Below are 14,723 nucleotides of genomic sequence, written 5' to 3' on the forward strand. Positions count from 1 at the left end.
GATAGCACGGATCCGAGGGTATTCGATGGTCTTGTTGTAATGCTTGGATGCTCGCCGTTCCGCCCCTTTCGTCGCCTTTCCTTCATCCACAAGGTGAACATCAAAGTACCTACCGCCGCAACGATGATAGTCCCAGCTAGGCTCAAGACGAAGGACAGAGCGTTCTCATCGTAGGTCACAATTCCGCGGCGAGTCCAAAGTTGTCCGCGCGTTCCGAGAAGCACCAAATTGATCAGGGAATAGACCCAGATTACAACGCCGAATCCAGCGAGTAAAAGAGTACGAATTCTCTCGCTCATTTGCCTACAGCGTCGCCTCGATCGCTCGTGCCGCAGCGACGGGATCATCCGCGCGGCTGATCGGGCGACCGACCACAAGCACGCTTGCGCCATCGTCGCGTGCCTGACGCGGGGTCACGACACGCTTCTGATCGCCCGTGGCCTTGCCGCCGGGACGCAGGCCGGGAACGACGAAGAAACCGTCTTTCCATTGCTTGTGGACTGCCTTCACTTCCTGTCCCGAACACACGATTCCGTCGAGACCTGCATCATGCGCAAGCTCGGCCAGGCGCATCACCTGATCGTGCGGACTGCCGCCCACCCCGGTGCGGGCAAGGTCCTTCTCATCGAGGCTGGTGAGCATGGTCACGCCGACCACCTTGGTCCCGTCAGCAGCGGCGGCTTTGGCATCTTCCATCATCGCGCGCCCGCCGCTGGCATGAACTGTCACGACGGCTGGCTCTAGCATATGAATCGCCTGCATTGCTCCGGCAACGGTGTTGGGAATGTCATGCAGCTTCAGGTCGAGGAAGATCGGCAAGCCTGTATGAGCGATCTCGTGGACGCCATGCGCCCCGTGCGCACAGAAGAACTCCAGGCCCAGTTTGACGCCGCCAATATGCGCCTTGACCTTCTCGACCAGCGCCTTGCCGGTTTCAAGTTGAGGAACGTCAAGGGCCAGGAAAACCGGATTGCTCATATATCTCCGTCGTTGGATGGTGCCAGTGTGTCGCTCGCTGCTGTTGAGCTTGCGGATGAAGCGGAATGTTGGGTTGGGTCATGACGCGACAAAGCGTTGGAGCGCGCCGCCGTTTCAAGCGAGGCGATCCGGCGTCCGAGCCGCCATTTTACGCCGCGATGATAGAGCCACATAGGCACCAGACCGAGCAGGAACGCCACGATCACCAGCGCCGGGACTTTCGTCTCCAGCACCAGATTGTTCCAGAGTTTGACCTCTACCGCGTCCCAGTTGAAAAAGGAGAAGGCAAGCAGGGCGAAGAGGATCAGGACCCAGATGAGTGTTCGGACGACCTGCATTCTTATCCCCTAAGGCTTACTGCGAGTTCCCTGCGAAATTAAGCCTTTTGGCGCGCGAGTCTAGTTGCGCGTTTTCGGGCACCTGAGCATCTAGCGGCTTTAGCCGAACACCCGGGCAAAGATCGTATCGACCTGCTTGAAGTGATAGGCGAGGTCGAACTTCTCTTCCAGCTCGGCTTCGGAAAGCGCCGTGGTTACTTCGCCGTCCTGCTTGAGCAGGTCGAGCAGCGAGAGTTTGCCGTCCGATTCCCACACTTTCATCGCATTGCGCTGGACGATGGCATAGGCGTTCTCGCGCGTTACGCCGGCCTGGGTCAGTGCCAGCAGCACGCGTTGTGAATGGACCAGCCCACCCATGCGATCGAGATTGGCCTGCATCCGTTCGGGATAGACCAGCAGCTTGTCTATCACGCCGGTCATGCGTGCGAGTGCGAAATCGAGAGTGATGGTCGCATCGGGGCCGATGAAACGCTCGACCGAAGAGTGGGAAATGTCCCGCTCGTGCCACAGTGCGACATTCTCCAGCGCGGGCAGGGCATAGGAACGGATCATGCGCGCCTGGCCGGTGAGATTCTCCGTCAGGATCGGGTTACGCTTGTGCGGCATGGCCGAAGAACCCTTCTGGCCGGGCGAGAAATATTCTTCCGCTTCCAGCACTTCGGTCCGCTGCAAGTGGCGAATTTCGACAGCAAGGCGCTCCATTGAACTGGCAATCACCGCCAGAACGGAAAAGAACATCGCATGGCGGTCACGCGGGATGACCTGAGTCGAGATAGGCTCGACCGAGAGGCCAAGCTTTTCCGCAACATGCGCTTCCACCGCAGGGTCGATGTTGGCGAAGGTGCCGACCGCACCGGAGATGGCGCAGGTTGCGATTTCCTCGCGCGCGGCGACGAGCCGCGAACGGCACCGGTCGAACTCGGCATAGGCCTGCGCCAGTTTGAGCCCGAATGTCACAGGCTCTGCATGGATGCCATGGCTACGGCCGATGGTTGGCGTGTATTTGTGTTCTTCTGCACGACGCTTGAGAGCGGCGAGCAGCGCGTCAAGATCTGCCAGCAGGATATCGGCGGCGCGCGCCAATTGGACGGCCAATGTGGTGTCGAGCACGTCGGAACTGGTCATGCCCTGATGCATGAAGCGGGCTTCGTCGCCTACATTGTCCGCTACCCAGGTGAGGAATGCGATCACGTCATGCTTCGTAACAGCTTCGATCGCGTCGATCGCAGGAACGTCGATTTCGGGGTTTGTCGCCCACCAGTCCCACAGCGCCTTGGCCGCGCTCTCCGGCACGACGCCCAATTCACCGAGCTTCTCGGTCGCATGGGCTTCAATCTCGAACCAGATGCGATATTTCGCTTCCGGTTCCCAGATCGCGCTCATTTCGGGGCGGGCGTAGCGGGGGACCATCGATAACTCCGGGCAAATAGAATTCTTGAATCTGCCGCGCGGCTAGGATCGCTGGGGCTGGCGGTCAACCCGGCCAGTGAAATTCCACCGCTATTTCGCCCGATTTTGCGCCTCGATCATCGAAACTGCGCTCGATGATCCGGCCCGCGCCGCGATAATCGATGGCAACGATAGTGGAGCAGCGTGTTCCGTATAGTGGATGACGGATGAAGACCGGCGTTTCCTGTGGCTCGACCGCGACATCCGAAGGCAAGCGGGGGTGCACTCCGATATCCTCCAGCTTGTCGCAGGCCAGTGCCTCGAACAGCGGCTCGCGAGCATCGTCCCCTGCGATAAGCCAATCCTGCAATGCAGACTTGAGCTGCAATGTCTTGGCCCAGGGTGCGTCGAGCGACCCATTGGAAAGGCCGTAGATACCATGGGCAAGCCTGGTGCTGACACGTTGCGGACGGTTGGTGAGAAAATGCAGATCACCCTCTTCGCCATCGCCGGCTGATACATGGAGGATGTTGAACGGGTTGTATTGGTCGAAATCACGCGGCGCGCCAGTGCCTTCGAGCAATCGCGTGACAAGTTCGCCGCGCGAACGCTTGGCAGGATCGGGATCGCCGTAACCCCTGAGATTGGTGACGAGCACGAATTGTCCCTGATCGGATACGCCGAGCCAGGTCCCGCCCGATTTCAGATCGCGCCCTGCGATGATCCCTTGTGGCTCCTCCCACCGGGCAAGCGGTGCCGCCGGTCGTTCGTGAAATTCGTCGCGATTACCGATCGCCACCAGTTTCCAGCGCGGATGCGCCTGCCAGGCGACGGCTGTGACGCACACTCTAGATAAGCCCCTTGGCGCGCAGCGAAACATGCCCTTCACGCCCAATAATGACATGGTCGTGCACTGTGATGCCCAGCAAGCGGCCCGCTTCGGCAATGCGCTTGGTGACCTGGATGTCGGCCCGGCTTGGATCGGGGCTGCCGCTAGGATGGTTGTGAACCAGGATCAGTGCGCTGGCACCAACGTCCATCGCCCGGCGAATCACTTCGCGTGGATGGATCGATGCCTCGTCAATCGAACCGTCACCAACGTGATGATCGTCGATCAGCCGGTTACGCGTATCGAGATAGAGGACCCGCACGCGTTCAACCGTCAAATGCGCCATGTCGATCGCCAGATAGTCGAGCAGCGCCTGCCAACTCCCTAGAACCGGCTTCTCGCGAACTTCGCTGCGCGCCATGCGCCGGGCGGCGATGGCAACGCTCTTGAGCGCTGCCGCTGAGGTCTCGCCCACGCCCCTGACCTGTTGCAGTGCGCCCGGATCGGCATTGAGCACACCGGCAAGCGAACCGAAGCGTTCGATCAACGCTTTCGCCACCGGCTTGGTGTCACCTTGCCGCATACCGGCAAAGAGCAGGTATTCGAGCACCTCGTAATCCGCCAGCGCCTCGGCGCCGCCATTCAGCAAGCGTTCGCGCAGCCGCGCGCGATGACCCGTACCCTGATGGCTGGCGGGTTTTTCACTCTTCTTTTCTTCAGCTTGCGGCAAGCTTGACCCCGACAAATTGTTCAATGCTTGCATTGCCTTTCGCAGGCGAGACGCGCAAGAGTGGGACGCAATGGCGCAAGCCGAAGAGTCAGCTGAGCTAACCCGATCATCGCGACGCTTGTGGCCGCGACGCAAGCGCTGGCGCGCCGTGCTCGTATTCGTTCTTATCCTTGCTGGCGGCATTGCTCTTGGCTGGTTCACACGCGAACGAATCGCCAGCAACGTCATCGAAGGCCAGCTCAGGCAATATGATCTTCCAGCGAACTATGAGATCGAATCGATCGGCCCGGAACAGCAGGTTCTGCGCAATCTGGTAATCGGTGATCCTGATAAGCCGGATCTGACAATCGAGCGGGTCGAAGTTTCGCTACGCTACCGCTTGGGTACGCCCGCGATAGGAATGGTGCGACTGACCAGGCCGCGTCTCTTTGGCAGCTACCGAAACGGTGCACTGAGCTTCGGATCGCTCGACAGGGTGATCTACGCCGAGAGCGACGAGCCACCTGGCCTGCCGGAACTCAATCTTGTGCTTGATGATGGTCGAGCGCTGATTGAAACCGACTTCGGCCCGATTGGCGTAAAGGCTGAAGGGGCAGGGCAGCTCAACGACGGATTTCGTGGAGTATTGGCCGCTACCGCGCCCGCTCTGGCCGGGGATGGCTGCGCCAGTGAACGCGCGACTTTCTATGGCGATGTTACAACCAGCAAGGGCATACCAGGCTTCAAGGGGCCCCTGCGCCTGCGCGGAGTGAACTGCGAGCAGGGCAGGCTTGAACTTGCCAGCCTGGACGCTGAGATGAAGTTCCAAGCCAAAGCCGATTTCTCGGGCTTTTCGGGCGATACCAAGCTGGCGGCAAACTCGCTCGCCTTGGCTGGACTGCGCAGCAAGAGCATCTCCGGCAATGTGGATTTCAGTTGGCGGGAAGCTCTGCTCAATTCGCGCTACCGGATCGAGGCGGCGCAAATCGATACGCCGCAATTGGGACTGGCGCGACTCAGTGCCGATGGTTCGCTGCGCGCTCGCGACGGTTTCGAGCGCCTGCAAATCGAGACGCAATTGCGTGGAGAGGACATAAGCGGGATCGACGCTGTTTCCGGCACGCTTGCCGAATATGAGCAAAACGCTGCGGGTACCCTGGCTGCGCCGCTGTTGGCGGAATTGAGGAAGGGTCTGACGCAGCAATTGCCTGGTGCAGACTTGCAGGCGAACCTTTCGCTAAGGCGAAATGGTTCGGTATTGTCCGGCGTCGTCCCGTCCGCCGCCATCCGAAGCGCGAAGGGAACCAGCCTGCTAGCGCTGTCTCAATTGGAATACGGAAGTGCGGACGATGGCACGCCTCAGCTGTCGGGCAATATCCTGACGGGTGGCGATAATCTGCCGCGTATTCGCGGTCGCATGGAGCAGGGCGCACAGGGCCAAATCGGTCTGCGACTTCAGATGGATGAATATCGCGCTGGAGAAAACTCGCTGGAAATACGGCAAATGGTGATTGCACAAGACCCCATGGGAGCGCTCGGCTTCTCCGGCGAGGTCCTGGCAAGCGGCGATTTGCCAGGTGGACAGGTGGAACAGCTCGTTCTGCCGGTGAGCGGGAACTATTCGGCCAGGACGGGCCTCTCGCTCTGGCGCAAATGTGTAAGTCCTGAGTTCAAGACCCTTTCACTCGCCAGTCTCGACCTCGATCGGTCCGATCTGACGGTGTGCCCACCGCGTGGCAGAGCGATAGTGCGCTATGGGGCGAGGGGACTAAGTATAGCGGCGGGGACTTCTGGTCTTACGGCGCAAGGGAAGCTGGCGGATTCGCCGATTCGCTTGACCTCTGGGGCGATCGGATTTGCCTGGCCCGGACTGGTAGTGGCGCATGACATAGATGTGGCGCTTGGCCCGGATGAAACCGGCAGCAAGTTCTCCGTCGGTGAAATCCAGGGAGAAGTGGACGAGGGTGCAACTGGCCGCTTTAACAATGCCGACATATCGCTGGAAGCGGTGCCGCTCGACCTGAAAGACACGAATGGCACCTGGGCCTATAGTGATGGCACTCTGGCGCTAAGCGAAGGCGCGTTTCGCCTCCTTGACCGAGAAAAGGAAGCACGCTTCGAGCCGCTGAATGCGCGAGGGGCTAAACTGACGCTGGCAGACAATATCATCCGCGCGAACACCTCGCTGCGAAGTCCTGGCAGCGACAGAGTGGTGACGGCGGTCGATATCCGGCACGATCTGTCGAGCGGTGTCGGACATGCGGATATCGATGTTGCCGGGCTGAAGTTCGACGAAGCCTTGCAACCAGAGGATTTGACCTATCTCGCGCTGGGCGTTGTCGCGCTGGCCGATGGGACCGTGACCGGCAAGGGGCGTATCGACTGGGATGAGAACGACATTACCAGCTCGGGCGAGTTCTCGACCGACTCGTTCGACTTTGCGGCGGCATTCGGTCCGGTCGAAGGTGCCAGTGGAACGATACACTTCACGGATTTGCTTAACCTGACCACAGCGCCGGATCAGGTGATCCATGTCGCAGGGATCAATCCCGGGATCGTCGTGCATGACGGTGTGGTCCGTTATGAACTGCGCGAGGGACAGTTCCTTTCGGTAAAGGGCGGCGAATGGCCCTTCGTGGGCGGCAAGCTCTATCTCAGGCCAGTCGAACTGGACCTCAGTGCCAGCGAAATCCGTCGCTACGTCATCGAGATTGTCGGGGCGGATGCAGGGCAGTTCCTTGCCACGATGGACATGGGCAATCTCAATGCCACTGGCAGCTTTGATGGCACAGTCCCGCTCGTCTTCGACGAAGACGGTAATGGCAGCATAGTGGGTGGCCTGCTGATATCGCGAGCACCCGGCGGCAATCTCTCTTACGTAGGCGACCTGACATACGAAGATTTGGGCATGATCGGCAATTACGCCTTCAGTGCACTGCGATCGCTCGATTTCACCCAGATGGTAATCGAGATGGAAGGCCCCCTCACGGGTGAGATTATCACGAGGCTGCTGTTCGATGGCGTGCGTCAGGGTGAGGGAACCAGCCAGAACTTCATCACACGGCAGATCGCCAAACTGCCGATCCGCTTCAAAGTGAACATCACGGCGCCGTTCTATGAACTGCTGACCAGCGTGCGATCGACATATGACCCGGCGTTCGTGCGCGATCCGCGCGAACTTGGGCTACTCAGCAGCGATGGCGAGCGGTTGGTTATGCCCGAAAGACCGGAAACAGGCAGCAATGACGCTACGAATGATGAATCGGGCGTTCAGCCCAAGGAAAGCGAGGACAATCCATGATGCTGCGCAAATTGACCGTGCCCCTGGGCAATGTCACAAGCGCTCCGATGCTGGGGAACTTGAGATATTCCGGGATGCGCGGAAAAGCCGGGATGGCGATGCTGGCGCTTTGTGGGCTGGCCGTCACGGGGCTAGGAGGGTGCATCAATGTTGCTGCGCCTGACAAGCCGATCGTGATCGAGCTGAACATCAATATCCGGCAGGAAGTGATTTATCGCCTGGCCGAAGATGCGGCCAACACGATTGAAGAGAACGCGGATATATTCTGAAGGAAGGGCTGGAACCCATGATTCTGTCAGGCAAAACTAGCAGATTCGCGCTTGGCGGCGCACTTGCTGCGGCATTGGCTGTGGCGGTCGCGTTTCCGGCCTCGGCACAGCGCGACCCCGAATATTCGGCGGCTCGTGCGGCCGGCAAGATAGGCGAGAAGATGGACGGCTATATCGGTATCGTCGGGTCCGAGACGCCCGATTTGCGACGTATCGTCAATGACATCAACATCAAGCGCCGCGCAGTCTATGCCGAGCGTGCCAAGGCAAACAACGCCACGATCGAGGAATATGCCCTTTCGATCGGTTGCCAGCAGATCCTCAAGACTTCGCCGGGCGAAAAGTATCAGGCGCCTGACGGTAGCTGGCAAACACGCACCAGCGCTGCGCCTTCACGCGACCCGCGCTGTCCTTAAGGACAATCCCCAAATAGGGTAATTGGGCCCCAGGCCCGGTTGACTTGCCCATAGGCCCCTTCTAAGGGGGCGGCGCCCTCGGCGGGCGCCTCTCGCCCGTGCCGTCCATTCCCACTATAGGAGGTTGGCATGAGCGACGAGAAACCCGCACGGGAACCCATCGCCGAGGATGCGCGGATCGATGCGCTCGAAGCGCGGCTAAAGGCCGCACGCGAGCGCGAAGAACAGCGCAACCGGTCGCAGGTCCAAGGGGTCGATGCGAGCTATCGCAGCGGCAACCGTGTGCTCGCAGACCTCCTTGGCGGGATTCTCGGCGGTGTGGTGATTGGCTGGGTAATTGATTACTTCGCCGGTACATCGCCCTGGGGTCTGTTGGTGATGCTGTTCTTCGGAATTGTGGTCGCCTTCAGGAATATCATTCGAGCGGCGAACACGCCTCCCGGTGATCCCGAGTAGGATCACGAGAAGCGAGTTCATTCAAGGGTTTAGGGACCAAGCGATCGTGGCAGCCGAAAGCAAAGTCGATCCGATGCATCAATTCGCAATCGAGCCGATCTTCGGCTCTGCGAACTGGGAGCTTGCGGGTTACAATATTGCGTTCACCAACAGCGCACTGTGGATGGCAATCACCACAGTCCTGCTGTGGATCTTCGTTGCCGGCGGCATGAAGCGCGAACTGGTCCCCGGCCGCTGGCAGATGATGGTCGAGAGCTTTACGAGCTTCATCGACGACCTGCTGGAAGCCAATATAGGCAAGGAAGGGCGCAAATATGTGCCCTATATCTTCAGCCTGTTCATGTTCATCCTGTTTGCCAACATACTCGGCCTTGTCCCGCTGCCGTTGGCCATGGTGGGGCTTCACGCCTTTACCTTCACCGCCCACTTCACGATCACCGGCGTTCTGGCGATCATGACATTCTCGATCGTGCTGATCGTCGGGTTCTGGAAGCATGGCTTCCACTTCTTCAGCCTGTTCGTGCCACATGGCACGCCGCTGCCCATGATCCCGGTGATCTTTCCGATCGAACTGATTTCCTTCCTGTTCCGTCCCTTCAGCCTGGGTCTGCGACTCTTCGTGGCCATGATGGCCGGGCACGTCCTGCTGGAAGTGCTGGCGAGCTTCATTATCGATGCAAGCAACGCCGGGCCGGGCTGGGGTGCATTCATCGGGATCCCGAGCTTTGTGCTGATGATCGGCATCTGCGCGCTTGAGATACTCGTCGCCGGAATTCAGGCCTATGTCTTCGCGCTGTTGAGTTCGCTCTACATCAACGACGCCGAGAACCTTCACTAAGTTTCATCTTTCAACGCACGAATTTTACCAAAAGGAGTTTTTCAAATGGACGCAGAAGCAGCCAAGCTCGTCGGTGCTGGCCTCGCAGCGATCGGTGCCGGCATGGCCGCCATCGGCGTGGGCAACGTATTTGGTTCGTTCCTCGAATCGGCTCTCCGTAACCCGGGTGCAGCCGACGGCCAGCAGGGCCGCCTGTTCATCGGCTTCGCCGCCGCCGAACTTCTGGGCCTGCTTGCCTTCGTCGTCGCGATGATCCTGATCTTCGTCGCCTGACGAACCGAATGCAGACGTGCCGGTCGGCAGGTGTCGACCGGCAACGCCCTTGATTCGATCAATCGGACACTGACGCATGCCTCAGATTGCCCAACTTGCCGAAACCTATTCCAGCCAGATTTTCTGGTTGCTGGTGTTCTTCGGCATAACCTTCTTCTTCATCGGCCGGGGCATGGTGCCCAAGGTCATGGATACCGTTACCTTGCGCGACAAGCAGATCGCTGACGATCTTGCTGCTGCCCAGGCTGCACGTGATCTGGCAGACGAGGAAGAAGAGGCCTGGCGCAAGCGTGAGAACGAAAACCGGGCCAAGGCCCAGGCGGTAATCGCCAAGGCCAAGTCGGACGGTGCAGCCGCCTCGGAAAAGAAGATTGCCGCGGCGCAGAAGCGTCTCGACAAGAAGCTGGCCGAAGCCGAAGCACGCATTGCTGAAGCACGCAGTGCCGCCATGGCGGAAGTTGAGACTGTCGCCGCCGATGCGACGCAGGACATCGTTGCTCGCTTGGCTGGTGCAAAAGTGGATGCCGCCACCGCCGAGGCCGCCGTTAAGGAGGTCCTCGCTCATGGTTGACAATGCACCCGAAATGCCCGCCGTTGATGACGGTGCGCAGGTTGACCACGCGGCGGAAGCTGTGACCGAGACTGCTCATACCGAGCAGCATGATGGTGGCCACGAAGCGGGCCCTGTTTTCATCTTTGGCCCAGGCGGATGGGTCGGCGTCTCGATGCTGGCGTTCCTGCTCATCCTGGCGTGGAAGGGCGTGCACAAGCTCATCGCCGGTGGGCTCGACAGCAAGATCGCCGCGATCAAGCAGCAGCTTGATGAAGCGAAGCAGCTCCGCGCTGAAGCCGAGGCTCTGCGCAATGAATATGCGGCCAAAATCTCCAATGCGGAGAAAGATGCCGAAGCGATGATGGCCAACGCCCAGCATGAGGCGGACGCGATCCTCGAGAAAGCCGAGGCCGATAGCAAGGCGCTGGTCGAACGGCGCAAGCGTATGGCGGAAGAGAAGATTGCCGCGGCAGAGCGCGATGCGATCGACGGTGTACGAGCGACTGCTGCTTCGGCTGCCGCTGCTGCGAGTCGCAAGCTCATCGCCGAAAAGCATGATGCGGCCGCCGATGCCGCACTGGCGGATGAGGTCATCTCCAACATTTGATCGACCGGCGCCTGTCTTGACGGCAGGCCAGGTCTCCCGCATCCTTTCCTCATTCTGGACAGGAGAGGATTTGTGGGAAGATTCGTGCGGCGCTTTGCTCCAATTATAATTGGTAGCGCTATCATTTTAGGCTGTACGTCCTCACAGACCGAAGAAGCCAACTCAATTGAGGCTTCGGAGGCGGGCACGGGTGAACGCATCGCGCTATGGAAGAATGGAGTTCCCGGCTTTGAGGAACGGCGTGATATCCCTGAAGTGAGCCAGGATTGGTGGACCAAGCAAGTCAACGATCCATCGATCCATTTCTACGCGGCAGACGAAGCGGTGGCCAATGGGTCGGCCGTTCTGATTATGCCTGGTGGCGGACATCAGGAGCTGGTGACGACGACTGAAGGGCGCGATGTGGCCGCCTGGTTTGCCACGCGCGGCGTGACGGCCTTTGTCCTCTATTACCGACTTGCAAGGGAAGAAGGCGCCCCCTGGAACATCGAGGACGCCCGTCAGGATGCCGAGCGTGCAATGCGAATGATCCGCGCCCGGGCTGACGAGTTTGGCGTTAATCCAGACGCCTTGGGCGTAATGGGCTTTTCCGCGGGAGGCGAATTGGCGCGAATGACGCTGTTCAGCCCTCCGGTACAGGCGGAAGGGGAGGGCGATGCAATCGACCAGGGCGATGCAACCCCAGATTTCGGGATCCTCGTCTTCCCGGGGCCAGTCGGGGGAGAAGGCGAGAGCATGGGGCCGGATAGCCCCCCGACGCTGCTATCGACGGCTGCCGACGATGAATGCTGCTCACAGCCGACCATAGACATCTTCATGGCCCTGCGCGCAGCTGGCGCTCCTGCCGAATTGCATGTCTATCAGGAAGGTGGGCACGCCTATAATATGGGCGAGGCGACGGACCTAGTATCCCTGCAGAATTGGCCGGACACAATCGAGGAATGGATGGTCGATCGCGGTTTCATGAACCCGGCTGCGATCTCCAAATGATCTCTCACTGTGATTTGCTGTCACTCGCCCCTTAGAACGAATCCTTGGCGGAACGAAGCGCAGCGAAGGTCTCGGACGGATCGCTCCCGCCCCATTTGGCCATCAACACAGGATCGTCGGCGCGCAGGAATGGATTGGTCTCGAGCTCGCGCGCAAGCCCCATTGGCACGGTCGGTTCACCACGTGAACGCTTGGCAGCGATTTCTTCCGCATAGTGATGAAGTGCCTCGTTCTCCGGGTCGGCATGCAGGGCAAATGCGGCGTTGGCCTGCGTATATTCATGTGCGCAATAGAGCGTGGTCTCAGGGGGAAGGGCTTTAACCCGCTCCAGGCTGGCCCAGAACTGCTCTGGATTGCCTTCGAACATTCGCCCGCAGCCCAGCGCGAAGACGCTGTCGCCAACGAAGGCCACGCCGGCTTCCGGAAAGTGATAGGCTATGTGGCCATGCGTATGCCCGCCGACGTCGATCACATGCGCGGTGAACTGCCCCAGCGACACAGTAGCCCCATCTGACACCACTCGATCGATCGGACTGATCCGCTCGACTTCCTGCGGCGCGATTATTGTCGCACCGCTCGAAGCCACGATGTCCTTGTTCCCGCCGGCATGATCCGGGTGCCAATGCGTGTTCCAGATCTGCGTGATCTTCCAACCCTTGGCCTCGGCCTGACGCAAATATTCCTTGCCGTCGGGCGTATCGATCGCCGCAGTCTCGCCACTCTCCGGGTCATGGATGAGATATCCGTAGTTGTCGGACAGGCATGGAAACTGATGGATTTCAAACATGGAACGTTTCTTCTCGGCCTTATCGCTTCGCTACCTGAGTGCACATGTTACGCCGCTTGGCCGACCTAGGAAAGGCAAAGAAAAGGCCCGCCGCTCACTGGGGAGGGCGGGCCGATTCCTTACCGGTTGACCGGATGGAGAAGGATCAGTCTTCCTTCTTCTTGAGCGCTTCGCCCAGAATGTCGCCCAGCGATGCACCGCTGTCGGACGAACCGAACTGTGCAACCGCTTCCTTCTCTTCGGCGATCTGACGCGCCTTGATCGAGAAGTTCGGCTTCTTCGAACGGTCGAAGCCAGTGACCATCGCATCGACCTTCTGACCGGTCTGGAAGCGATCCGGACGCTGCTCATCGCGGTCGCGGCCGAGGTCCGAACGCTTGATGAAGCCGGTGGCGCCATCGTCGCCGACCTGAACTTCGAGGCCGCCATCGCGGACTTCGAGGACGGTGACGGTAACGGTCTGGTTCTTGCGCAGCGAGCTGGCATCGGCGCCTTCCGCGCTCGGTGCACCCTTTTCAAGCTGTTTCATGCCCAGGCTGATGCGCTCCTTGTCGACATCGACGTCGAGCACGACTGCCTTGACCTGCTCACCCTTGCGGTGAAGCGCCAGAGCGTCTTCGCCCGAGATGCCCCAGGCGATGTCGGACATGTGGACCATGCCGTCCACATCGCCATCCAGGCCGATGAAGAGGCCGAATTCGGTGGCGTTCTTGACTTCGCCTTCGACTTCGGTGCCCACCGGATGCTTCTCGGCGAATTCTTCCCACGGATTGCGCTGAGCCTGCTTGAGGCCGAGCGAAATGCGGCGCTTCTCGCTGTCGACTTCCAGCACCATAACTTCGACTTCCTGCGAGGTCGAAACGATCTTGCCCGGATGTACGTTCTTCTTGGTCCAGCTCATTTCGGAAACGTGGACCAGGCCTTCGATGCCTGCTTCCAGTTCCACGAAGGCTCCGTATTCGGTGATGTTCGTGACCGTGCCCGAAAGCTTCATGCCAATCGGATACTTGGCCGCGACACCGTCCCACGGATCGCTCTCAAGCTGCTTCATGCCCAGGCTGATGCGCTGGGTTTCTTCGTTGATGCGAACGATCTGAACGGTGACGGTGTCACCGATATTGATGATCTCGCTCGGGTGATTGACGCGCTTGTAGCTCATGTCGGTGACATGGAGCAGTCCGTCGATACCGCCGAGGTCGACAAAAGCACCGTAATCGGTGATGTTCTTGACGACACCGTCGATCACCTGGCCTTCGCTGAGCTTGTCGATCAGCTCGCTGCGCTGTTCGGCGCGGGTTTCTTCCAGCACGGCGCGGCGCGAAACGACGATATTGCCGCGGCGGCGATCCATCTTGAGGATCTGGAACGGCTGCGGCACATCCATCAGCGGAGTGACGTCGCGAACCGGGCGGATATCGACCTGCGAACCGGGCAGGAAGGCCACGGCGCCGTCGAGGTCTACAGTAAAGCCGCCCTTGACGCGGCCGAAGATGCGGCCATCGACACGCTTGCCTTCGCCGAACTCGCTTTCCAGCTTGTCCCATGCGGCTTCGCGGCGGGCACGGTCACGGCTCAGCATCGCTTCGCCATCGGCGTTTTCGACGCGATCGACGAAAACTTCGACTTCGCTGCCGACGGTCAGGCCGTGCTCGTCTTCGTTGCGGGCAAATTCCTTGAGGGAGACGCGGCCTTCGCTCTTGAGGCCGACATCGATCACGGCCAGGCCGTTTTCAATTGCAGTGACAGTGCCTTTTACGACGCGGCCTTCAAAGCCTTCGTCGCCTGCACCGCCAAGTTGTTCGTTGAGAAGCGCTTCGAAATCGTCGCGCGTAGGGTTGGGCGAAGTCGCCATAGAGTGAGTTTCCTATTCACATTTGCTACCGGCCGCCGGTTTTACCGGGGTCTTAAACTGCCTCCCACGCACCATTGCGAGGGCTAGCAGGGCAAGAGGCCGACATCTCCGCGAGGCCGAATGCCACCGCGAAGGTCC

General features: G+C 59.8%; 16 protein-coding genes. 9 read left to right on the plus strand and 7 right to left on the minus strand.

Annotation, left to right across the window (positions count from 1 at the left end):
- Positions 1 to 303: 303 nt before the first annotated feature.
- From pyrF to radC, 5 genes are all read right to left on the minus strand, one after another.
- Entirely contained in the window at positions 304 to 978 is a 675-nt protein-coding gene (pyrF, locus tag ACQY6C_RS07725) for an orotidine-5'-phosphate decarboxylase (protein ID WP_427967097.1), read from the minus strand.
- The gene (locus ACQY6C_RS07730) at positions 975 to 1,316 is read right to left on the minus strand and encodes a DUF1049 domain-containing protein (RefSeq protein ID WP_427967100.1); all 342 of its coding nucleotides are present in this window, start codon (positions 1,314 to 1,316) and stop codon (positions 975 to 977) included. The genes pyrF and ACQY6C_RS07730 overlap by 4 nt, the downstream gene beginning before the upstream one ends.
- Before the next feature lie 99 nt (positions 1,317 to 1,415).
- Positions 1,416 to 2,726: an adenylosuccinate lyase gene (gene purB / locus ACQY6C_RS07735; protein ID WP_427967103.1), complete on the minus strand. Its 1,311-nt coding sequence runs from the start codon at positions 2,724 to 2,726 to the stop codon at positions 1,416 to 1,418.
- A 64-nt stretch (positions 2,727 to 2,790) separates the two neighbouring features.
- On the minus strand, positions 2,791 to 3,552 hold the full coding sequence (locus ACQY6C_RS07740; RefSeq protein WP_427967105.1) for an NRDE family protein: 762 nt from the start codon (positions 3,550 to 3,552) through the stop codon (positions 2,791 to 2,793).
- A 1-nt stretch (position 3,553) separates the two neighbouring features.
- Complete coding sequence (gene radC, locus ACQY6C_RS07745) at positions 3,554 to 4,297, minus strand: RadC family protein (protein ID WP_427967108.1); 744 nt, start codon at positions 4,295 to 4,297, stop codon at positions 3,554 to 3,556.
- 115 nt (positions 4,298 to 4,412) lie between these two features.
- Here radC and ACQY6C_RS07750 point away from each other — a divergent pair, with 115 nt between their 5' ends.
- The 9 genes from ACQY6C_RS07750 (at position 4,413) to ACQY6C_RS07790 (ending at position 11,946) form a co-directional block, all read left to right on the plus strand.
- Positions 4,413 to 7,544 carry an intermembrane phospholipid transport protein YdbH family protein gene (locus tag ACQY6C_RS07750; RefSeq protein ID WP_427967111.1) on the plus strand — a complete coding sequence of 1,044 codons (3,132 nt, stop codon included), beginning with the start codon at positions 4,413 to 4,415 and terminating at the stop codon, positions 7,542 to 7,544.
- Entirely contained in the window at positions 7,541 to 7,813 is a 273-nt protein-coding gene (locus ACQY6C_RS07755) for a YnbE family lipoprotein (protein WP_427967114.1), read from the plus strand. The genes ACQY6C_RS07750 and ACQY6C_RS07755 overlap by 4 nt, the downstream gene beginning before the upstream one ends.
- A gap of 17 nt (positions 7,814 to 7,830) precedes the next feature.
- A complete protein-coding gene (locus ACQY6C_RS07760) occupies positions 7,831 to 8,229 on the plus strand; it encodes a YdbL family protein (protein WP_427967116.1) in 399 nt (132 codons plus the stop codon).
- A 129-nt stretch (positions 8,230 to 8,358) separates the two neighbouring features.
- A complete protein-coding gene (locus tag ACQY6C_RS07765) occupies positions 8,359 to 8,685 on the plus strand; it encodes an AtpZ/AtpI family protein (RefSeq protein ID WP_427967119.1) in 327 nt (108 codons plus the stop codon).
- 46 nt (positions 8,686 to 8,731) lie between these two features.
- On the plus strand, positions 8,732 to 9,523 hold the full coding sequence (locus ACQY6C_RS07770; RefSeq protein ID WP_427967122.1) for a F0F1 ATP synthase subunit A: 792 nt from the start codon (positions 8,732 to 8,734) through the stop codon (positions 9,521 to 9,523).
- Between the two features lie 45 nt (positions 9,524 to 9,568).
- On the plus strand, positions 9,569 to 9,796 hold the full coding sequence (locus tag ACQY6C_RS07775) for a F0F1 ATP synthase subunit C (protein ID WP_011414432.1): 228 nt from the start codon (positions 9,569 to 9,571) through the stop codon (positions 9,794 to 9,796).
- A 76-nt stretch (positions 9,797 to 9,872) separates the two neighbouring features.
- On the plus strand, positions 9,873 to 10,367 hold the full coding sequence (locus ACQY6C_RS07780; RefSeq protein ID WP_427967125.1) for an ATPase: 495 nt from the start codon (positions 9,873 to 9,875) through the stop codon (positions 10,365 to 10,367).
- Complete coding sequence (locus ACQY6C_RS07785) at positions 10,360 to 10,956, plus strand: hypothetical protein (RefSeq protein WP_427967128.1); 597 nt, start codon at positions 10,360 to 10,362, stop codon at positions 10,954 to 10,956. The genes ACQY6C_RS07780 and ACQY6C_RS07785 overlap by 8 nt, the downstream gene beginning before the upstream one ends.
- 255 nt (positions 10,957 to 11,211) lie before the next feature.
- Entirely contained in the window at positions 11,212 to 11,946 is a 735-nt protein-coding gene (locus ACQY6C_RS07790) for an alpha/beta hydrolase (protein WP_427967131.1), read from the plus strand.
- A gap of 31 nt (positions 11,947 to 11,977) precedes the next feature.
- On the opposite strand, the gene gloB is transcribed toward ACQY6C_RS07790, so the two are convergent.
- Positions 11,978 to 12,733, minus strand: coding sequence for a hydroxyacylglutathione hydrolase (gene gloB, locus ACQY6C_RS07795; protein ID WP_427967134.1), 756 nt, complete (start codon positions 12,731 to 12,733; stop codon positions 11,978 to 11,980).
- A 145-nt stretch (positions 12,734 to 12,878) separates the two neighbouring features.
- On the minus strand, positions 12,879 to 14,585 hold the full coding sequence (gene rpsA / locus ACQY6C_RS07800) for a 30S ribosomal protein S1 (RefSeq protein WP_427967137.1): 1,707 nt from the start codon (positions 14,583 to 14,585) through the stop codon (positions 12,879 to 12,881).
- Positions 14,586 to 14,723 lie beyond the last annotated feature (138 nt).

Source organism: Altererythrobacter sp. (assembly GCF_050299635.1).
Classification (GTDB): Bacteria; Pseudomonadota; Alphaproteobacteria; order Sphingomonadales; family Sphingomonadaceae; genus Erythrobacter.